Annotated in this window: 14 protein-coding genes; 9 read left to right on the top strand and 5 right to left on the bottom strand. The window is 52.8% G+C overall.

Annotated elements, in window-relative coordinates:
* Positions 1-356 precede the first annotated feature (356 nt).
* The 4 genes from NSU14_RS02375 to NSU14_RS02390 all read left to right on the top strand — a co-directional run bounded on the left by NSU14_RS02375 (position 357) and on the right by NSU14_RS02390 (position 10,277).
* Positions 357-4,928, top strand: a complete 4,572-nt coding sequence (locus NSU14_RS02375) for a galactose-binding domain-containing protein (RefSeq protein ID WP_340942535.1) — start codon at positions 357-359, stop codon at positions 4,926-4,928.
* Positions 4,929-5,050: 122 nt separating this feature from the next.
* The gene (locus tag NSU14_RS02380) at positions 5,051-6,889 is read left to right on the top strand and encodes an extracellular solute-binding protein (protein WP_340942538.1); all 1,839 of its coding nucleotides are present in this window, start codon (positions 5,051-5,053) and stop codon (positions 6,887-6,889) included.
* Between the two features lie 64 nt (positions 6,890-6,953).
* The gene (locus NSU14_RS02385; protein ID WP_340942541.1) at positions 6,954-8,510 is read left to right on the top strand and encodes a helix-turn-helix domain-containing protein; all 1,557 of its coding nucleotides are present in this window, start codon (positions 6,954-6,956) and stop codon (positions 8,508-8,510) included.
* A 36-nt stretch (positions 8,511-8,546) separates the two neighbouring features.
* Positions 8,547-10,277, top strand: coding sequence for a sensor histidine kinase (locus NSU14_RS02390; protein WP_340942543.1), 1,731 nt, complete (start codon positions 8,547-8,549; stop codon positions 10,275-10,277).
* 421 nt (positions 10,278-10,698) lie between these two features.
* Here NSU14_RS02390 and NSU14_RS02395 read toward each other — a convergent pair whose 3' ends face one another.
* Both NSU14_RS02395 and NSU14_RS02400 read right to left on the bottom strand, forming a co-directional pair.
* On the bottom strand, positions 10,699-10,908 hold the full coding sequence (locus NSU14_RS02395; protein ID WP_340942546.1) for a hypothetical protein: 210 nt from the start codon (positions 10,906-10,908) through the stop codon (positions 10,699-10,701).
* 328 nt (positions 10,909-11,236) lie between these two features.
* Entirely contained in the window at positions 11,237-12,943 is a 1,707-nt protein-coding gene (locus NSU14_RS02400) for a CPBP family intramembrane glutamic endopeptidase (protein WP_340942548.1), read from the bottom strand.
* Positions 12,944-13,200: 257 nt separating this feature from the next.
* On the opposite strand from NSU14_RS02400, the gene NSU14_RS02405 reads away from it, so the two are divergent.
* Both NSU14_RS02405 and NSU14_RS02410 read left to right on the top strand, forming a co-directional pair.
* Entirely contained in the window at positions 13,201-14,571 is a 1,371-nt protein-coding gene (locus tag NSU14_RS02405; RefSeq protein WP_340942550.1) for a TrkH family potassium uptake protein, read from the top strand.
* Between the two features lie 14 nt (positions 14,572-14,585).
* Positions 14,586-15,254 (top strand): potassium channel family protein, encoded by a 669-nt coding sequence (locus NSU14_RS02410; RefSeq protein ID WP_039306954.1) that lies wholly within the window; start codon positions 14,586-14,588, stop codon positions 15,252-15,254.
* Between the two features lie 94 nt (positions 15,255-15,348).
* Here NSU14_RS02410 and NSU14_RS02415 read toward each other — a convergent pair whose 3' ends face one another.
* The 3 genes from NSU14_RS02415 to NSU14_RS02425 are packed head-to-tail and all read right to left on the bottom strand — an operon-like array spanning position 15,349 to position 17,347.
* Positions 15,349-16,041, bottom strand: a complete 693-nt coding sequence (locus NSU14_RS02415) for a hypothetical protein (RefSeq protein ID WP_340942553.1) — start codon at positions 16,039-16,041, stop codon at positions 15,349-15,351.
* Positions 16,038-16,979: an ABC transporter ATP-binding protein gene (locus tag NSU14_RS02420; RefSeq protein WP_336100939.1), complete on the bottom strand. Its 942-nt coding sequence runs from the start codon at positions 16,977-16,979 to the stop codon at positions 16,038-16,040. Before NSU14_RS02420 ends, NSU14_RS02415 begins: the two co-directional genes overlap by 4 nt.
* Positions 16,976-17,347, bottom strand: a complete 372-nt coding sequence (locus NSU14_RS02425) for a GntR family transcriptional regulator (RefSeq protein ID WP_144026186.1) — start codon at positions 17,345-17,347, stop codon at positions 16,976-16,978. Before NSU14_RS02425 ends, NSU14_RS02420 begins: the two co-directional genes overlap by 4 nt.
* A 342-nt stretch (positions 17,348-17,689) precedes the next feature.
* On the opposite strand from NSU14_RS02425, the gene NSU14_RS02430 reads away from it, so the two are divergent.
* From NSU14_RS02430 to NSU14_RS02440, 3 genes are all read left to right on the top strand, one after another.
* Positions 17,690-19,957 carry an AraC family transcriptional regulator gene (locus NSU14_RS02430; RefSeq protein ID WP_340942558.1) on the top strand — a complete coding sequence of 756 codons (2,268 nt, stop codon included), beginning with the start codon at positions 17,690-17,692 and terminating at the stop codon, positions 19,955-19,957.
* A 239-nt stretch (positions 19,958-20,196) separates the two neighbouring features.
* Entirely contained in the window at positions 20,197-21,153 is a 957-nt protein-coding gene (locus NSU14_RS02435; protein ID WP_039306946.1) for an ABC transporter permease, read from the top strand.
* Between the two features lie 14 nt (positions 21,154-21,167).
* A complete protein-coding gene (locus tag NSU14_RS02440) occupies positions 21,168-22,067 on the top strand; it encodes a carbohydrate ABC transporter permease (protein ID WP_081970242.1) in 900 nt (299 codons plus the stop codon).
* Positions 22,068-22,078 lie beyond the last annotated feature (11 nt).

The raw sequence follows: 22,078 nt of genomic DNA on the forward strand, positions 1-22,078 counted from the left end.
TGCGAAAAATCGAATACAATGTGTTTCCCCGAAAGAAACGAGGAGCATTGGTGCCCTTAATTTCCCCGGAGGCTGCCCCAGAAGTAGCCTCTATTTTTGTCCGTTAGATGATGAAGTACTGGGCTTTTGCTGCGAAAATAAGTTAATCCTTACTTTCTGCATAAAATCGTTGATTTGTATAATTGCAACCGGTTTCGGTAAAAGGTACGCTTATCTTGAATCTATGAAAGCGCTTATATACGTGGGCTGTAGACTGCTTAAACCAAGGTAAAAGGAGGCTGATGATCACACCGGAAAGATTTTGTTTATGAGCTGGATGGCTGCATTCCAAATAGACATGAGGAGGATTAAGGGTAATGACATATTCCAAAAGGTTAAAACGCAAGAAAGGTATAAACGGCACCGCTTTTTTTCTGAGCATAATCATGCTGCTAAGTGTCGCATTGGTCATTCCGCCCGGCCGTGCGCATGCCGCCGGCTCTTATCTGCTCTCCCAGGACCGCCCTGCTTATGCGTCGGGCACGGAGGGCAATAACACCCCGGATCTGGCCGTTGACGGCAATACGGGTTCCCGATGGAGCAGCGCGTGGGGGACCGACCCGAACTGGATTTATGTTGATCTCGGGGCATCTGCCGCAGTAGACCGCGTTGTCCTGCGCTGGGAAGGGGCGTACGCCAAGTCCTACAAAATCCAGGTATCCGCGGACGAATTGAACTGGAGTGATGTCTATTCCACAACTACGGGAGATGGCGGCGTGGATGATCTCACGCTCAGCGGCACCGGCCGTTATGTGCGGGTATTGGCAACCGTGCGGAGCCTGACGCAATACGGCATTTCCCTCTTTGAGTTCGAGGTTTACGGCACGGGTGGGGTTAATCCTCCTCCGGTAGTGCTGGGGCCGAATGTGGCCTTGAACAAGCCGGCGACGGCATCGTCTTATCAGGTGGCTGACTATCTCCCTGCTGGCTCCACATTGCCGGCACTGGCAGTGGACGGCAACGGGGCTACACGCTGGTCCTCCAACGCTACCGATAATGAATGGCTTAGCGTAGACCTTGGTAGTGTACGGACACTTGGCCGGGTCATCCTCAATTGGGAGGCTGCCGCCGGCCGGACCTATGATATCCAGGTTTCAAATAACGGCAGTTCATGGACTACAATCTACCGGGAGCTTCACGGTGACGGAGGCACACTTAATCTTCCAATCTATGCCACCGGCCGGTATCTGCGGATGAACGGTATCAGCAGAGCGACCTCCTTCGGTTACTCGATCTTTGAATTTCAGGCGTATGATTATGTGACAGGTGATGCCAAGCCGGTCTATAACATTCCCGCACTGCCGGCGCTGACAACAGTGGCCGTAGGTCAAGGCAGCTATGCTGCGAATGACCTCTCGGTTCCCCAGCCCAAATATCCGCTGTACAAATCGGATGCACTGACTGCGCCGCTGCCTTCCAATGACTGGTGGCAGTCGATCATGATCAATCAGCTCGGCAACGGCATCATTACCCTTCCGCTCAAATCGAAATATACCAAGCAGGGACTAAGCGTTCTGAACCCGGGCGCAGGCTACTTAAGTGCCGACGGCAAGGCGCAGGAAGCCGCAGGCAGCCCGGATCTGTTCCTGATGGCCAGCAACATTAATACTTCAGGGATGTCGAACCGGATAACCGCTTACGGCGACTGGTCAGCAACTGCCGTGTTAAGCGATGGTACTGCTGAGAAGATGAAGACGACCTTCGTCAAAGGCTCGCCTTATCTCTATTCACAATTCAGCGATCCGGCCAGTCCTGAAGTCTACCTGCCGGCAACGGCCCGCTTCTTCGATGACAGCAATAATACGATTCTGGCGGCTGACGGCGCCACGGTTACTGCAGACCATATCGGTATTGCGGTCACGAATTCCAATGGCGCGCCAACGCCCGTAATGGTGACCAGAAACTATGGGCTGTATGCACCGGCCGGCACAACCTTCAAGAAAGTCGGCGCCAAGCTCAAAATCCAGCTGGGCGGTGGCCAGAACTACCTGAGCTTGTCGGCTCTTCCGGCACCCGCAAATCTGAATTACTTCTACCAGCACGGATATGCATTCGTGACGGATACAAAGGTGGCTTATACCTTCAACGAGACCACATCGGATGTCACGACCACCTTCAATGCGACTACAGAACTCAAGCGTTCGGGCTTTCCGAATACAACGCTGATGGCGCAGCTTCCCCACCAGTGGAAGGTTACTACTACGCCGCTGACTGCGGTCTCCTTCCCGTCGATCCGCGGAACGATGAAGGTTACGGAGGGCAATTCCTTTGCCACTGCCGATAAATTCTACGGCATTGTGCCGCAGTTCACCGAGCCGGGCGATTCCGGCTACTCCCGCCAGGATCTGCTCAATTATCTGGCGCTGCTGGATACGGACACCGCCACCAATCTGATGCAGGCCGATGCGTACTGGCAGGGCAAGAAGCTGCATCCGCTGGCAATGGGTGTGCTGATCGCCGATCAAATAGGCAGCGAGAGCTACAAGAATCTGTTCCTTTCCCGGATGAAGACGGTGCTTACAGACTGGTACACGTATACTTCGGGAGAAGCTAACTACTATTTCGACTACAACACCGACTGGGGAACCCTGATCTATAAGAACAGCGAGTTCGGCGCGAACTCCGGCATTACAGACCATCATTTTACGTATGGCTATTATGTCTTTGCTTCTGCTGTACTGGCCACTTACGATACCGACTTCAGGAACAAATTCAGCGGGATGGTTGATGAGCTGATCCGCGACTATGCCAATCCGTCGAAGACCGATCCGAAATATCCGTACTTCCGCAACTTCGACCCGTATGAAGGACATTCATGGGCCGGCGGTTATGCAGACAATGACAGCGGCAATAACCAGGAAGCGGCAGGAGAATCACTGTTCGGCTGGGTAGGCCAGTATATGTGGAGCACACTGACCGGCAACACAGCGTTCCGGGATGCTTCCATTATGGGCTTCACGACCGAGCTTAGAGCGGTGCAGCAATACTGGTTCAACTACGACCAGGATAACTGGCTGCCGGGCTATACGCATAAATCTGTCGGGCAGATTTACGGAAGCTCGAACTTCTTCGGAACCTTTTTCAACGGCAATCCGGTGTATGTCTATGGGATTCACTGGCTGCCTACGGCAGAATATTTGACCAGCTACGGGTTCGACACAGCTAAGGCTGCCGGATTATACAGCGGCTTCGTAGCCGATAACGGCGGGCCGGAAACGGACTGGTACCATATTGTCTGGCCGATACAGGCGCTGAGCGATCCGCAGGCTGTACTGAATAAATGGAATCCGGCACTGCCGCAGCAGAATGAATTGTTCAATACGTACTGGTTCGTGCATAACATGGCAACTCTTGGATCACGCACCAAAGACATTTGGGCAGCGAACGGGTATAGTGCAACTGTGTATAAGAAAGGATCGGCATATAGTGCACTGGTCTGGAACCCGACGAATGCGGCAATTACCGTTACGTTCCGCAACGCGGGAGGAATTACGGGCTCAGCTGTAGTTGAAGCCAAGAAGCTGGTGAAGGTTGACCCGACGAAGGTGAATTCGGGGACGCTGCTCACTCCGCCTGCCCTGACAGCGGATACAACGCAGAATGCAGCCGGCCAGCCGATTGAGCTGACATTCACAGATAATGCGGCCTGGAGAAGTGCGGTCAGTACGGTGAAGGTGGACGGAACTTCTGCTGCGGCAGCGAATTATACCGTGGCAGCCGGTAAAATCACGCTGAACACCGCGTTGTTCCCTGCGGCGAAGACCTACACGATTACGGTTTCGGCAACGGGCTACAACGATGCTTCAGTGCAGCAAGTGGTCACTGGCGGAGCAACCTCTGCGAATTTGGCCTTGAACAAGGCGGTTACTGCCTCGGAGAATCCGAGACAGCCGGCTGCGGGTGCAGTGGACGGAGATCAGGGTACCCGCTGGGAATCGGCCTTCAGTGATCCGCAGTGGATTCAGGTCGACCTCGGTTCGAATCAGACGGTCAGCCGTGTCCTGCTGAACTGGGAGGGAGCATATGCCAAATCGTATACGATCGAGACTTCAGCAGATGGTACGAACTGGACGCCAGCGTATTCAACCACAACTGGAGACGGGACCCTCGACGATGTCAGTTTCACCCCGGTCAGCGCCCGTTATGTGAAGGTAAACGGGACGGAGCGCGGCACACAGTACGGGTATTCTTTATGGGAACTGGAAGTGTACGGCAGCGGCGGCACCGTGACACCGCTTGCTCCGCCTGCCCTGGCAGCCGATACAACGCAGAATGCAGCCGGCCAGCCGGTTGAGCTGACATTCACGGATAATGCAGCCTGGAGAGGCGCAATCAGTGCGGTGAAGGTGGATGGAACTACAGCGGCGGCAGCGGATTATACCGTGACTGCCGGTAAAATTACACTGAACACCGCGCTGTTCCCAACTGCGAAGACTTACGCGGTTACGGTAACTGCAGCTGGATACAATGATGCCTCCGTGCAGCAGGTGATTACCGGCGGAACACCGCCGTCGGTGAACCTTGCCCTGAATAAGGCAGTTACCGCTTCGGAGAATCCGAAACAGCCCGCTGCGGGAGCAGTAGATGGGAATCCTGGCACCCGCTGGGAATCGGCCTTCAGTGATCCGCAGTGGATTCAGGTTGACCTCGGCTCTGCTCAGACGGTCAGCCGAGTCCTGCTGAACTGGGAGGGAGCGTATGCCAAATCCTATACCATTGAGACTTCGGCAGATGGCACGGACTGGACAACGGCCTATTCGGCGGCAACCGGAGACGGGGAACTGGACGATATCAGCTTCAACCCGGTCAGCGCGCGGTATGTGAAGGTGAACGGTACGGAGCGGGGCACACAGTACGGCTATTCTTTATGGGAAATGTCGGTCTATTAATCAGGGCGGCATTGGCGATAGAATAGAGGCATCAACGTAAAGAAATGGTGAGGATTATGCACAGGTCAATGTTATTGCGGTTCTTGCAGGAAAGGCAGAACCAGGCTGCCTCCAATAGGATAATGGGAGGGAAATTGCTGCAATTGCTGTTAGTTATGCTGGTTCTGGGTGGTCTTGCTGCCTGCTCAAATGGCGGTCAACTAACGGACCTCCAAACGCAGGAGGCCACTTCAGAGGACGGCCCTAACGCACTGAGCTCAAGCCGAACTGCCGATGCCGGTAGCGCTGGCAACGCCAATACCACTGACAGGACTGGTAATGCTGATAGCGCTAATCGCAGCAATTCCGGCAGTTCCGGTGATCCCGGCAATACGTTGCCTGCGGATCATCCGGCCACCGCCCTTTCAGCATTGGCTGCCAAGGTGAAGCCGGTCCGGTTCACCGTCTTTGTGAACTATGACTGGTATACGGCGCCGACCTGGGAGGGCAGGCCGCATAGCCGGTGGATCTCCGATAATCTGAAGGTTGCGCTCACTCCGGTACAATCCAGCGGGGCTGCCGCCCAGAAGCTGAACGCGATGATTGTCTCGGATCAGCTTCCCGATGTGCTGGTCATGGACCGGGGCAAGGATGTGGAACGGCTGCAAAAAGCAGGCAAGCTGGTGGCACTCGACCCTTATTTGGTGGAATATCCTGAATTTGTCCAGACCATAGGCGAGGATACATTGAACATGCTGCGCAGTGAAGACGGCAAGCTGTACCAGATTCCGAACTGGTATATTAACGGCAGCAACGGCAGCGGTAACGCCGGTTTCCTGGTTGAGAAGAAGATCTACCGGGCGCTTGGCTCCCCTAAGCTGGAGACATGGGATGATCTGGAGGCTTATCTGAAGCGGGTGCAGCAAAAGTATCCTGAACTCGTCCCGATTGACTTCGGGGAGACCCGGGACGAAGCGGATATACAGATGATCGGCATGCTGTACAGCGGTGCGGCGGATAACCGGACACCAAGCTTCATCTCTCCCGGTTCAGGACAAATCTTCGGTGTGCCCGCCGGCTCCCGATTGACTTCTGTGTACCGGGATCCGGCATTTCTGGAGACGCTGCTGCTGGCTAACCGGTTGGTCCGCCAAGGGCTGACGTCTCCGGATCTATTAACCGAAACCCGGGATCAGGTGCTGGAGAAGCTCAAAACCGGCCGGATCGCTGTATTCGGCGCGTATGACGCCATCGTGGAAGGGATCGGCCGCGAGGCGGATAATCAGCTCTCGGCCAAAGATCCGCAAGACGGATACGATATCATCTGGCCGGTGCACCGGGCAGGCGTTGATCCAGATAAGGTGTACCCTTCCGGATACAATACGCTGGGCTGGAATGTCAATGTGATTACAACCCGGGCCAGAGATCCGGAAGCCATCTTCTCCTATATGAACTGGGCGACGAGCCCGGAGGGACAGCGCATTATTTTCTTCGGGCCGCAGGGAATGTTTTATGATAAAGTGGAGGATGGAATTCCGGTTCCAAATGATTCCTATATTGGCCGTAATTTGAAGCAGTATGATGCTCTGAAGATCGGAGAATTCAACTGGTATGGTAATACCTCATATATTGATTCAGCCAAAGCCAGACGCGAGAAGCTGCTGCCTGCGGAGGCCCGGGACTGGACAACACTCGGGCAAGCGAATGTAACGTTCAGGACGGCGATGAACATCACCGAATTCTCCAACCTCGATCCGGCGCCTGCCTCCGAAGAGGGAATCATTCTGCAAAGACTGAAAGACCAGTATGCGCAGGTAATCCCCCGGATGATTTTTGCGGCAAGCGGGGAAGAGGTCAGGCAGCTGATGGAGGAAGCAGACAGGGAGGCGGCGGGCTTGGGATATGACAGGCTGCTCGCCTGGAAAACCGGAGTATGGCGGAACAATCTTAAGAAGATCAAGGCCTATTCCCCGCAATACTAAACGTTTGGAAAGAAGAGGGATACGATACGTACCCTCTTTTCCGCATGAAGGAGTGCTGATTGCGATGTACAGAGCCGTCCTGGTGGACGATGAAAATTATGACTTGGAGGGTCTGCGCTGCCTGATTCCCTGGAGTGAGCTTGCCATTGAAGTGGTCTGCAGCGAGAGCAATCCGCTTGCCGCTCTTCAATATATCGAGAATCATGAGATTGATCTGCTGATCACGGACATCAGGATGCCCGTGGTTTCCGGCATGGAGCTGTCCCGCCTGGCGCTGGAGCTGAATCCGGGGCTGAAGATCGTGTTCATCAGCGGATACCAGGAATTTCACTATGCGAAGCAGGCGCTTGATTTGAAGGCGCATGCCTATATTCTGAAACCGGTTGATGACGAGGAGCTCATCGGCGTGCTGCGCACAGCTACCGCTGAACTGAATCTTGAGCGGAGCAAGGGTCCGGAAGACGGCGGCGTAATCGCGTCCTTTGATTTCATCAAAAATGATGTGCTGCAGCACCTGCTGGAGGGCAGTATTGACGGTGTGACACTGGGGGCCTTCCTGGCCCGGTATCCGCTGGATCTGGCCTTCTCCAGCGCCTCCGCGGTGCTGATTGAGGCAGATGATGTCCTCCGGCGGGTACAGGAGCATCCGGAGGAGGTCTATGCCGGTCTGGACAGGCTGTTCCAATACATTGGGACAGAGATCGAATCCGCCGGTGCCGGGAAATGGTGCCGGCTGAACCGTTCACAGCTTGGTTTCGTGTATACCGGGCAGCGCCTGGAGCTGGAGGAGTGGCTTCAGCAGCTGGTGCTGAAGGTTCGCGGGCACACTGCTTACACTATTACTGTGAGTTATGGTGCTGAGGTGTTTGCTCTGGAAGCGCTGAGCTCATCTTTTTCCCAGGCCAAGGCATATATGAACGGCAAAATGTTCCTGGGCAAGAACAGAGTGATTCCCCCCGTAATGAACAAGCCGGGAATGACCCAGGATATTAAAGAGCTGAGCGTTGTGCTGGAGGGAATGTTCGGGGCTATGGCAGGCTACAGGCTGGCTGATATTTGCGACTGCATTGATGAGCTGTTCGAGATGGCGGCCCTGTTCGAGCATCCGGTGAAGGTCTATCATTTCTCCATTCATATCGTCACCCGGCTTGAAGCCTATCTGGGGACGCTGAACGAAACCTATGAGAGTCTGGAGCAAATGGACGCCATTCATCATCTGGAGACGGTGGATGATATTAAGCGCTGGCTGCGGTATACGCTGTTCCAGATTTCCGAGATCCTGTTCATGAAGAAGCAGCATAAGAACCGCCGGCTGATGGAGCAAATTGAGGTCTATATTCAGGAGCGGCTGACGGAGAATCTTACCTTACGGCTGGTGGCCAGCCATTTCGCCTATTCACCGAACCATCTCGGGGTCCTGTTCAAGGAGCACACAGGCGAGAGCTTCAATGAGTACCTTGTGCGGATCCGGATGGAGAAGGCGATTCTTCTGCTTGATCAGCATCAATACAAAATCTACGAAGTGGCTGATAAGGTTGGCTACAAGAATATCGCTTATTTCAGTAGGCAATTTCGTGAATATTTCAATATTACCGCAGCCGATTACAGAAAGCAGAGCTGATCCGGCATGCAGAGGAAGCGTACGAAACCCCTATACATGCCTTTGGGCTACAAGCTGCTTATTTCCTATCTGCTGCTGGTGCTGACACCGGTTATCGGCATCGGAAGCTACGCCTATGTCTCCTCCGTGCGTTCCACTGAGGAGCACACCAGAAGCAATCTGGAGGTGGCTGTCAGGCAAATTGCCAGCAACGTCGATTACCGGCTGAAGGATGTGGTCCGCAGCACCGACGAGCTATATACGGATCAGACCCTCTCGCGTTATTTGACAGGTTATCATTCCGGCTGGGAGAAATATAGCATCATGTCGCAGTATATTCTTCCGAGGCTGGAGAATGCTGCGAATCTGCCGGACCCGGAGGTTAAGCTGTCCGTGTATGTCAGCAACCCTAATGTCGGAGAATTCTATTACAACGAGAGTGCAGCGGGCGATGTCCGTAAGTATTCCCTATTTCACATGGACCGTATTGAGAATGAAGACTGGTATAGAGGGCTGAAGCTGCATTACGGCTCCTATGAATGGCGGCAGGTGGGCAACGACAGGACGGACGCGAGCATCTCCTACCTGCGTCCCTTGATCAATTACGATACACTGCAGCTGAACGGCCTGATCAAGATGACGGCGAATATGAAGTATATCTTCTCTGATGCCGGCTCGGGACAGCTGGGCGAGAACAGTATTCTGTTCATCGTGGATAATGACAACCGCCTGCTCTTCATAAGCTCCCGCAACAAGGTTAAACCGGATTTGCTGCCCTCAGCTGCTTCAGACTATATTCAGCAGCCGGATTCCTATATGCAAATTAAACAGCCGGTTACGAATATGCCCGCCAGCGTAGTAGCCTGGATTCCGTATTCTTCACTGCAGAAGAATTCACAGCAGGTCCGTAATGTGACCATCGGCATCTGTCTGATCACTCTGATCCTGCTCTTTCTGATCAGTCTGGTGATGTCCCAGTATTTCGCACGGAGCTTCCAGAAGCTGATCGCTTCCCTGAAGTCTTTTAAGGAAGGGGATTTCCACAAACGGATGCCGGTGCAGGGCAATGATGAGTTTGCGGAAATCGGCAGTGCTTTTAACGACATGGCTTCAACTATACAGCGGTTAATTGACGAGGTCTATGTCGTCAACCTGGAGAAGAAAGAGACCGAGCTGCAGGTGCTGCATTCCCAGATGAATCCGCATTTCCTGTATAATACCTTCTCTTCGATCAGCCGGATGGCCAAGCTGGGGGAGATCGATAAGCTGCATGAGGTCATCCGTTCGCTGGCCAGGTTCTACCGGCTGACGCTGCACCGCGGGGAGATGATCATTCCGGTGGAGCAGGAACTGCAGATTGCCGAGTCTTATCTGGATATTCAGCGGATTAAGAATGTGGACCGTATCCAGGTGACTTATGATATTGCACCGGAGGTTCTGGAGAGCGAGAGCGTGAAGTTTATTCTGCAGCCGTTTGTGGAGAATGCGCTGGAGCATGCCTGGTACGATGATGAGATTTCGCTGATCATCCGGGCTTACCGGGAAGGAGCGGATATGATCTTCGAGGTGGAGGATAACGGGCTCGGGATGAAGGAAGAGCTGATCGGGCAGATTCTGGAGCCTGCGGGCCAGGGAATCGGCTATGGCATCCGCAATGTGGACCAGCGGATTCAGCTGCAGTACGGCAGGCAGTATGGCGTAGCCATTCACAGCTCGCTTGGTGAAGGGACGCTGATCCGGCTCCGGTTTCCCTGCCGTCCGTATCAATCTGTGCAGGACGAGTCATAGAAACGGTGTGCCTACCGGATTATGAGCAGAAGGGGCTGTCCCGTAAGCAGAATTTCTTCTACTTAAGATACCTATTTCGGGCTCCCAGCGGTTTATCTTTGGGCTTCTGCAGCAATTGTTCTTCGAGCTCCGCGTCGCAAGTTCAAGTTTCTCACCACTGATTTGGATTTGGAGGACTCGCCGAGTTCATCCAACAATGCAGCAATTGATGTATTCAGTTCCAAGTGGGAATTCACTAATAGTTGTATACTGTGCAATTAAAAACTGCGAAAAGGCAGGCTTGCCTCTTATAACTGTAGTCTGTACAACTAAATCTGCCAGAATGGTGAAAATGAAGGTTCACTTGGCCATTTAATTGTACGAAATACAACTAAACGGAGAATCGGTTATAAATCAGACGATTTAGTTGTACGAAGTGCAATTAAGTATACCGCATACCGCATACCGCATACCGCATACCGCATACCGTAATCGGGTCACTGTAAACGATTGGGCGGGACGAATAATTGCGCTGGGTATTGGCGTAGATGATGGCTATGGTGAGCCTTTCAGGAGGGGGGCTGTCGCGGCCGCCACCGGGAATAGGCAGCGTCATAGAGGTTTCGTTCAGCCGGTTGACGGCTGCATCCACGACACGAGCGAGGGGTCCAAAGGAATGTCTTCTTCCAGATCCCTTGGCAAGCAAAGTGGGTCCATGGACGATTGAATGTACAAAGAAATCGCTCCTTTTGAAATGGTTGGGTGGTACCTCCATTCTACCAAAAAGGCGATTTCTTTTTTGTGTTTGTTGAAAAAAGTGTTTCGTATCCCGCTTAAAACGGTCCGTTCGCGGAGCGTCCACCCAAGTGCCCACGTTGATGCTACTGCAAAATAAAGAGCTGTCCCAAGCAGCCATTTCATGGCTTGTGGGACAGCCCCATTTGGATATGCAGGGCGGATCGATACGGTTCCGTCTATGTCTAGGTCAGAGGCTGGACCGGCTCCGCCTGCTCCGGCCCCCGCGGAGGGTTGAAGCGGTACACGATGTAGCCGACGATGAACGGCAGGATGATCGTGACAATACCGGCGCCGATGTTCACCTTATCCTGCATGAAGATCAGCGTGGCCCCCATCAGGATGCTGTCAAACACCACATGGCTGAACATCACAGCGATGAAGCCGTAGCGCAGGAAAATATAGCTGAACAGCAAACCGATTACGGTTAGCTCAATCGGGCGCGAACTGACCGGATAGATCGGATAGAGGGTATGCCCGAGCGCCCAGATCAGCGTAGTGATCAGTGCAGCGATGAAGGTATTCTTCACGAGCTTCTTGAGCATCCGGATGCCGAACAACCGGTAGACAGCCTCTTCAGAGAGACCGGCAAGCCAGGCGACAATCGGCAGCAGCCAGGCGTATTTCATATTGTAGGGAGACTGGCTGGCATCTGTAGTGGACCAGTTATCCAAGGCGAATGACAGAATAATGAACATGATGGTCTGCACGCCGAGCAGGACGAATGCCCATACATATCCGGCGCGGATACTGTCCAGTACATACTGGCCGTAACCGGGCTCTTTGGCACGGGGCCAGGGGTTAAGCTTCTCTTCTGCGCGCCACAGGCCGTCGCCTCCAACCAGTGAGAAGTAGAGCAGTGAGGACATTAGCAGGCTGTACAGAACATAGATGATGAACATCACTACAGCGGTAATCCGCGCTTCGGCACTGTCACCGCCTGATTCGGGAAGCACATTGTAGCTGCTGACCATCATAATCAGGAAGTGGGCGGAGCTAAGGAAGAGCCCGCGCCTCCAGGACGTGTGACCCCGGCGCAGAATGCTGTAGATCAGCGCAAGAATACCCAGAAGCAGTGTAGGCAGGCCATAGCCGAACAAGGTGAGCTTCTTGGCAAGAGCGGTCTGGTCTTCAACATAGCTATCATGCCAGGCCGGGGCAGTGAATCCGGCGCGGAAATAGGAGACCTGCTCACCGGAGAAGTTAAAGTTATAATGCAGCAGCGCTTCTCCGACCTTAACCGAGCTCTCCGTGTAGACAAGCCCGTACTCATCGCTGCCCGTCTCGATCTGGAGCTTCGCCGGATTTGCACCCCATAGCTGCAGCCACGGGCGGGCCAGCTTTTCTTTTTGCTCAAGGGTAAGACCCGCTTCACTGCTTGCAGTTATTGCAGTACCGGCAGGGCTCGTTACAACCTTGGCCGGTCTTTCCCCGTAATCGAGTCCTGCGGCACCGGCATCGGCTCCGCGGGCAAAGGCAACTACTTCACCGGTATACATATTGATATCCACGGAGAGCAGGGCATCCGCTTCACCGGAAGGATAAAGTGCGGCATGGTAGACATCGAACGGGTACCGCTGGTCCAGCTTGTTCTTGGTGTAATCCTCAAGCAGCTTCTCCCTGGACATATAGCCGTAGAAAGAGGAGTCTGTCTTATAGAGGATAGTCCATTCATCCTTCACTCCTGCTTCGTGGCCGAGCTGCTGTGCTGCGAATGCGGCGGCTTTGTCCTGCACTTCGCTTTTGCTGATAATTGCTGTGTCCTCACCGGAGCCCTGGAAGAGCTGGGGGGCGACCTGGAACATGACAAACACAATAAGTCCGAGAATTCCAGCAAGGATAAGTTTGGTGGTAAGGGGCCGCTGCTGTAGGGGCTGGCCGACGGGATTCATGAAACGCCTCCTTGAAATGAAATACTCTTGTACATTCCATTATAATATTACTTGCCCGGCAGTTACAAAAAATTGCCGTATTATCCTTTTACGTGGAGAGGTCCAAGCTTATGCTTGTTTATTTGCAGATTGTTCTTTATTTGTACTCCAGCTTATTTTGAAAATGATTCTTTGTGAAGTTAGGCAATAACGTATATAATTTTGTATGTTTATTTGATATTGAACAATTCTTAACTTCCAATAAGGAACCTGAAAGGATGAGGAGTTTGGTTTCACCGTTTCCCAAAATAACGGGCTTCAGATTTCTGAAGCTTGCTCCTCCGCAAATCCTGGTGCTTGGGTTCGCCGCAGTAATTATGATAGGCACTTTACTGCTCATGCTTCCGGTATCAAGTGTAGCCGGGGAGCCGCTTCATTTCATGGATGCGCTGTTTACTGCGACCTCTGCCGCTTGTGTGACCGGACTTGCCGTTGTGGATACCGGAACCCACCTCAGCGGATTCGGACAGGCCGTCATTCTGGTGCTGATCCAGATCGGCGGACTCGGCTTCATGACGATGGCCACGCTGTTTGCGCTTGTGCTTAAACGCAGAATCTCGCTGCGGGACCGGCTGATTCTCCAGGAAGCAATGAATCAGAGCTCGATGGAGGGGATTGTGCGGCTGATCCGCAAAGTGCTGATCTACTCGTTGGTTATTGAGGCGGCAGGAGCCATCCTGCTGTCCGTCCGCTTTGCCTTTGATATGCCGCTTCCGCGTGCCTTATATTATGGCCTGTTTCATGCGGTGTCGATGTTTAACAATGCCGGGTTTGATCTGTTTGGCGGCCATGATAACAGCCTGACAGCATATGTCGGTGATCCTGTGATCAACTTGGTCGTGATGTTCCTGATCATTTCCGGCGGGATCGGCTTCATCGTGATGTCCGATCTGGCCGAGTACCGGCGGAAACGCCGGCTGTCGCTGCACAGTAAGGTAGTGCTGTCGATGACTTTCGGACTTATTCTGACAGGGATGACAGTGATCTTCATCTTCGAGTTCACCAACGCACGGACGCTGGGACCTATGAATCTCGGAACCAAAATCTGGGCGTCCCTATTCCAGTCCGTTGCACCGCGTACAGCCGGAGCCAATACGCTGGATATTACAGGATTGCGCCAGGCGACACAGTTTTTCATCGTCATTCTGATGTTTATCGGCGCTTCCCCGGGTTCAACCGGCGGCGGCATCAAGACGACAACCTTCACGCTGATGATCGGAGCAGTCATCTCTATGCTGCGCGGCCGGGAGGACATCGTACTCTTCCGTTACCGGCTGGCCCAGGAGCGTGTATTCAAGGCCTTGACCATTACGCTGCTGGCTCTGCTGCTGATCGTTGCGGTATCGATGATGCTGTCGACTACGGAGGGTCTGCCTTTTCTGATGATTCTGTTCGAGACGACCTCGGCCTTCGCCAATGTGGGACTAAGTCTGGGACTGACGCCGGAGCTGACACAGGTCGGCAAAATCCTGATCTGTCTGACGATGTTCGCCGGACGGCTTGGACTTCTGACGCTGGCCTATGCACTGGGTCCGAAACAGGGTAAACCTTTGTATAAGTATCCGGAAGGCAAAATGATAATTGGATAAGGGGAAATAGAGACATGAAAGCACAACAGTTTGTTGTAATCGGCCTGGGCCGCTTCGGTTCAAGTCTGGCGCTAGAGCTGATGTCCATGGGCTATGAGGTGCTTGGGATCGACCATCAGGAGGAGCGGGTGGAGGAAATGACCGGCCGGCTGACCCATGCGGTGATGGCGGATGCTACGGATGAAGGGATTATGCGCTCCCTCGGAGTGCGCAATTTCGACTGCGGGATTGTGGCGATCGGCGATAATATGGAGCGGAGCATACTGGCCGCAATTCTGCTCAAGGAGCTCGGTGTCAAGCAGGTGGTCGGCAAAGCGATCTCGATTCTGCATGGGCGCGCATTGTCGAAGCTGGGCGTGGACCGGGTGATTTTTCCGGAGCGTGATATGGGAATCCGTGTGGCCCACCAGCTGGTGACACCGAACTTACTGGACTATATTGAGATCTCCAAGGATTACAAGGTTGTTGAGCTGACAGTGCCTGCCTGTATGGACGGCAAAAGCCTCTCCGAGCTGAACACGCGCGCCAAATACGGCTGCAGCATCATTGCCCTGAACCGTGAGGACGGCATCATCGTTGCCCCGACGGCGCATGACCATGTGCATCAGGGGGATATTATGGTGGTAATCGGCTCCAATGACAGCATCGGAGAGTTCGAGGATGAAGCGGTGAATGCGGATTAGGTGCGGAATACCAGCCTGTGTATCTCTATAAAAGAATGCAAAAAAACGTCCGGCTGACGTGCAGCCGGGCGTTTTTTGCTCTTCAGAAAGACGGCTACATCCGTATGTCAGTCCGGCGGTATATCAGCCACCCGGCCCCCGCGCACAGGGCGATGATCCCCCACGCGAGGAGAGTGGTTCCAGGCTCGAGCATTGCGGGGTCTGACGAGAATAATGCGAAGTTCTCCATGTACTCCATGGAAGGGAACATTTGGGAAATGAGGGCGACAGCTCCGAAATACACGATGGCCAGCAGGGTTCCGGTGATTACTTTGAATCTGTAATAACAGGCGCCGATCAGGAAGGTGGCTACCGACACATCGAGCAGGGTCAGCATGAACACGTACGCAGAGAGCAGGATCGGCCGGTCCACATCAACCGGGAGTCCGATCGAAGGAAGAACAGCCCGGCCGATCAGATACACGGCAGTCTCCGCCAGCGCAGCCGTTATGCAGAAGGCCAGCAGGGCCAGCAGCGAGCTGACGTAGAAATTGCGGCGGGTCACACTGAAGCTGCTCATCAGCGGAAAGGTAATAGCCACGGTAACGATCATGCTGACAATCATGAAGATAGACATAATATTCCGGTTAACGCTGAAGATATTGTCCGCCGTTCCCATATCCCAGGCGGGCAGAAACTTCATCAACAGTACCAGGGCGGTGTCCACACAAACGAATATACTCAGCAGAATCAAGGCGCCTCTGCGGTAATCTTTCAGATGAAACTTCATTAAACTCCGGTAGCTCATCGGTTTCCGCCTCCTTGCGAATTCTCTGCATCGCGCAGCGTCAGATATACGAACAGCTTCTGCAGCGGAACCGGAGACAGCTCAACGCCCTGATCCTGGAGCATTCTGCGTTCGGCGGGGCCGGAGAGATCCTCAAGCGCAAGCAGCAGCTTGCCCCCCAGGCGTTCACTGTGCAGTACCCGGACATCCCCCAGCAGCTTCTCCAGCACGTTAGCAGGTCCGGAAGCATAGACGGCGTTGGCGGCAAAATCCTCTACAGGACCCTGGAAGGCGACACGACCTCTTTTGATATAAACCATCCGTTCAAACAGGTTCTCCGCTTCTTCGATCAGATGTGTAGTCACTACAAAGGTGCGTGGATTATTGCTGTAATCCTCAAGCAGGGTCCGGTAAAAGATTTCGCGCATCGAGGCATCGAGGCCAATTACCGGCTCATCCAGCAGCGTCAGCGGAGCACGGCTGGCCAGCCCCTTAATGATCCCTGCCATGGATTGGCCGCCGCGCGACAGCTGCTGGTAATTTTTGCTGCCCTTTAGCTGGAATTTGTCCATCAGCTCACCGGCCAGCTGCTCATCCCAATAGGGGTAGAAGATCGAGGCAAACTTGAAGATTTCCTTCAATGAGTAGTTCTCCCAGGAGCGTTCATAGGTCTTGACCAGACAGATCTGACTCAGTGCCGCTGCATGCTCATTCACATGATCGCCGCCATACGTGATCAGTCCGCTGTCTGCGAACCTCTGGCCGGCAATGAGGGAGAGCAGGGTGCTTTTGCCGCTGCCGTTGGCTCCGATCAATCCATGAATCATCTCCGGCTCCAGGCTCAGCGAGATATCATGTACGCCCTGGCCTCCGCGGAAAACCTTGCTCACATGGCTTAAATCGAGCCTTGCGCCGGATGGAACTGCCGCTGCTGCATGCTTCTTCCCCGTAACCATCATCGGTTCTCATCCCCCTTACGGATCATTTCAGACAATTGCTCCGTTGTAATGCCCAGCTTCGCGGCCTCACGGATCATTGCCACCACATATTGCTCATAGAACTGCTGCCTGCGCTTATTCGTCAATTCGGAGCGTGCTCCCGCTGCAACAAACATTCCGATCCCCCGCTTTTTATACAAGATTCCCTGCTCTACGAGCAGATTCACGCCTTTGGCCGCCGTTGCCGGATTGATGCTGTAAAAGGCTGCGAACTGGTTCGTGGAAGGCACCTGGGTCTCCTCGGGCACGGTTCCATCGATGATGTCATTCTCAATCAGCTCCGCAATCTGCACGAAAATCGGCCGGTTGTCATCCATCTGGATACCCACCGCTTCACCACCTAACTGGTTAATTACTCATGTAACTAACCTTAAGCGGAAATCAGTCCGGTGTCAAGTACATTCACCTGCAAATGACGGAAATGGGCTTCGTTTTCGAATTTGTTTGAAAAAATTTCCTATACACATATGTAAAATGTAATCTGAAATGTTAAAATAAAAACATTGAAGTGATCCGGACGGAGAGATTTGCCGCGAGGCACAGATTAATTGTCTCAGGGGGTTGGAAAATCCAAATGTAAGCGGTAACATATTAATACAGCCAGCTGAGGTATGGACAGAAGATAATTTCAAGGCAGTTATATATAGAGACATCCTTAGGGGGATAGCAATATGAAAAAAACACCGATGATCCTGCAGCTGGCACTGATTCTATTCTGCATCATGGCGATTCCCACAGCGATTCTGACTTGGTACAGCGGGTCACAGATTATACAGAACTCAGAAGTAGCCATTGGAGAATCCACGCTTGCCGGGCTGAATGCCAACCGCAAGTTAAATGAGAATGCGCTTGCCAATCTGGCCCAGGACACGTCGCGTCTGGCGGCGACGAATATTTTTGACCGTATCCGCAGCCTTGAGACGTACGATGAAATTAACGCAAATTACAACAACGTGAGCCTGGCACTCTCTGTGACGAAAGAGCTGCTGAACTTGAACCGCCGGGTAGACGGTGTGTACTCTTCGTACTTTTATTTGAATGATTCGGATTATGTGTTCTCTACTGACAGTAGCATCACGACGCTGGAACGGTACGAGTCCATCGATTGGATTACAGAAGCGCTTGAAGGACGCAGAGGCATCAGCGGGGTGTGGGTTCCCCGTAAGCTGGAGTCGGGTGAAAATGTTGTGTCGTATGTTTATCCCCTCAACCGCCTGTCCTCCACCACCCGCGGGATTATCGTAGTCAACCTGAAGGAGAGCCAGATCGGCAAATATCTGCATGCTACAGAGATCGGAGACAGCAACTACCTGCTGCTGGACTCAGACGGTAAGGTCATTTCCTACAATGATCATTCACTGCTGCTCTCTGACGGTCAGAAGCTGCCTTACCTTCAGGAAATACTGAATCAGGAATCCAGTGAAGGCTATACATTCCACGAGCTGGACGGCAAGCGGATGATATACGCATGGAGCCGTTCGGCAGTGTCCGGGTGGTGGAATGTGAGCTGGAGCTCCATGGATGAGCTGATGATCAAATCACGGGATATGCAGGGGAATATCATTCTGCTTACCGGAGCTATCATATTGCTCGGGACGCTGCTTGCCATCTTTCTTGCGACCTGGCTGTCCAGGCCCCTCCGGCAGCTGGTGCGGACGATCCGCTCGAAGAGCGACCTGGGTGTGGTCAATAAGAATGAGCTGGCCTTCCTGGATATGGCGTTCAAACGCATGCAGGAGGAAGAGGAAAGCCTGTTCCAGCTGCTGCAGGAGCGTGAACAGGATACCCGGAGTCTTGCAGTTCACCGTCTTTTGCGCGGTGAGATTCCGCCCCGGATCACGGAGGCTTTTCCGGAAGTAGGCTACAGAGTTGTTGTCGTGTCTATTGACCAGTACCGGCGGTATGTGGGCAATACCAATGTGGAGACGCGCAGCTATCACCGGTATCTGCTCAATGCGAAGTATGAGAGCTTCTTCCCGGAGGGGGTACTCGCCCGCAGTGTCTATCATAACGATGGCTGTATAGTGATTGTGCTGAACTTTGCTCCGGATGAGTCCGGGGAGAAGGAGGGGCTGATCCGTCAGGCGCTGGAGCAGATCCGGGATCAATCACTTGAATTGCTGGAGCATTCAGTCACAATCGGTGTAAGTGAATTGGCTGATGCACCCGAGAGGGTTGCCCTGCGGCTGTTTGAAGCGATGGAAGTCATCAAACGCCGGATGATTAACGGGGCGGGAAGCATTATGTACTGGCACGATGAAGAGGAGGGCAGCCGTAAATACCTCGATTCCGAGAGTAGTGAGCGGAGGATTCTCAACTTCCTGGATGCCGGTGAACTGGCCGGGATATTTAAAGAGCTTCAGAGCATCCGCAGCCAGATCGCTTCGGAAGAGAATATTTCCTACGATAATATTATGTTTATCTACTATCAGCTGATGGGGGCAACGATCAAGCACCTCCGTGAGAATCATATCAGCACGGGCCGGATGGTTATGGGCAGAGGGAATGTGTACTCCATTCTTGCTGCAATGGATACACTGGATGAGCTGGAGGAATATCTGCATGGTTTCTTCACTGAAATCGTACAGAGCCTGGACCGCAGCACGAGTGAAACCAATCATGCGGAACGAATCATTCATTATTTGAAGAAAAATTTCCGTGAAGAGATTGTGTTCGAGGATATGGCCAAGGAAATCGGCATCAGCTATTCTTATATGCGCAAGATCGTCTATGAGCAAACCGGCAATAGCATGATTGATTTTGTGAATCAGCTGCGGATCGAGAAGGCCAAAGAGCTGCTGCTGGATACGGAATGCTCAATCAAGCAAATCGCAGCAGAGGTTGGCTATTATAATGTTCAGAGCTTCAACCGCTTTTTCCGTAAATATGAAGGCATGCCGCCAAGCAGCTTTAAATCGGCCAAGAGTAAGAGCTCCTAAGAGCCTTCTCCTGGCCGGATTTTTTTGTCTACATTTGAAAGCGCTTTATTATTTTTGGGAATGCCTATCACATTTGATCATAATTGTGCTGCAAAGGCCTTTAGAACGGCACTTCAATCAAATTTGATGGTGATCATCAATACTCATGATTTTCAAGATCAGGCAAAGGGGCTAGCATAGAAATCGAGCCGGAGGACATTGGCCGGCAAGAAGAACATTGAAGGCAGGAGGTGAAAATTTTGAAAGTTGCAAGCGCTTCACAAACAAACAACAGTCCTCTATTAAGAAAGAAACAGGGATTCGGATATTATTTGCAGCGTGACTGGCAGCTCTACCTGCTCGTTATGCTTCCGCTGGCATTTGTAATCGTATTCAAATATTTGCCGATGACCGGACTTGTAATTGCCTTTAAGGATTACAAAATTGCACGGGGCTTCTGGGGCAGTGACTGGGTCGGAATGGAAGTCTTCCAGGAGCTGTTCGCCAAGGCTGATTTCATTAAGGCCGTCCGGAATACGCTGCTGCTCAACGTGCTTGACCTCTGCTTCAGCTTCACAATGCCGATTGTGCTGGCGCTGCTGCTGAATGAGGTCAAAAGCATACGCTTCAAGCGCATTAATCAGACGATACTGTACTTGCCTCACTTCCTGTCCTGGGTCATTATCGGGGCTATCGCTTATCAGCTTCTTAGTGAAGGCGGCGGTGTTGTTAACAATCTGATTGAACTCATGGGCGGTACCCGTATTCCGTTCCTGCAGGAAGACAATAACTGGCTGATCAGCTATCTGGCCATCGGTGTGTGGCAGAGTATGGGCTGGGGCACCATTATCTACCTGGCGGCGATGAGCGGGATTAATCCGGAGATGTATGAAGCGGCTACGGTCGATGGAGCAGGACGCTGGAGAAAGGTGTGGAATATCACGCTGCCTTCCATCCGTGCGACTATTGTGACCTTGCTGATCATGGCTCTGGGGAAAGTGATGGACGGCTCATTCGAGCGTATTTACGCTCTGCAGAATAAGGCCACCACAGAGTTCACCACGACCATTCCGGTGCTGGTGTACCGCTGGGGGATCGAGAGCGGCAACTTCAGCCGGGCGACAGCCATCGGATTATTCCAGTCCGTCATCGGTATTATTCTGGTCATCTCAGCGGACCGTGTAGCCAAGAAACTTGGCGAGGATGGAATATTGTAGAAAGGAGAGGAACCATGAAAGCAACAGCCGGGGGCTCTGCCGCACCCCATAAAGCACGTATAGATATCTGGGAATTTCTGATCCGCTTCGCAATCGTCTTAGTCTCGCTAATATGCCTGCTGCCGTTTATTCATGTCGTATCGAAATCCCTGAGCTCTGACTCCTTCGTCATTGCCAATAAGGTCTTTTTGTGGCCGCAGGGCTTCACCATCGAAGCGTACAAAAAAATCTTCGCGGATGCCAGTATCCTCCGTTCATTGTATATCACGGTTATCGTGACTGTACTATTCACGATTCTGGGAATGATTCTGACCATCTGTGCCGCTTACCCGCTGTCGAGAGCCCAGTTCAAGGGCCGCCGGGTTATCACCTTCATCTTCCTGTTCACGATGTACTTCAGTGGAGGCATCATTCCGGACTATATGAATATTAACAATCTGGGACTGATGGATACGATCTGGTCACTGGTTCTGCCCTTGTCGTTCAGTGCCTTCAATCTGCTGATTATGAAGACTTCGCTAACGCACGGTATACCGGTAAGTCTGGAAGAATCGGCGCGGATCGACGGTGCCGGGCATTTCCGGATCCTGTTCAGCATTGTCCTGCCGCTGTCCAAGCCGATTATGGCGACACTTGCCCTCTTCTACGCAGTCGGCCGCTGGAATGCTTACCAGGATGCCCTGTTCTATATTAAGCATGAGATATCCCTGCGGCCGCTGCAGCTCAAGCTCTATTATCTGGTTATCCAGGCGAGTGAAAGCTTCCAGCTGGAAGCCACCCAGGTACAGCTCAGTAATCCGGAGGTCCTTAAGGCATCCGTTGTAGTATTTGCTACTCTGCCTATTCTCTGTGTGTATCCGTTCGTCCAGAAATACTTCGTTCAAGGTGTTATGCTCGGGGCGGTCAAGGAGTAGTCCAGCGCTCT

The sequence above is a fragment of the Paenibacillus sp. FSL R10-2771 genome (assembly GCF_038000205.1).
GTDB lineage: Bacteria > Bacillota > Bacilli > Paenibacillales > Paenibacillaceae > Paenibacillus_AQ > Paenibacillus_AQ phytohabitans.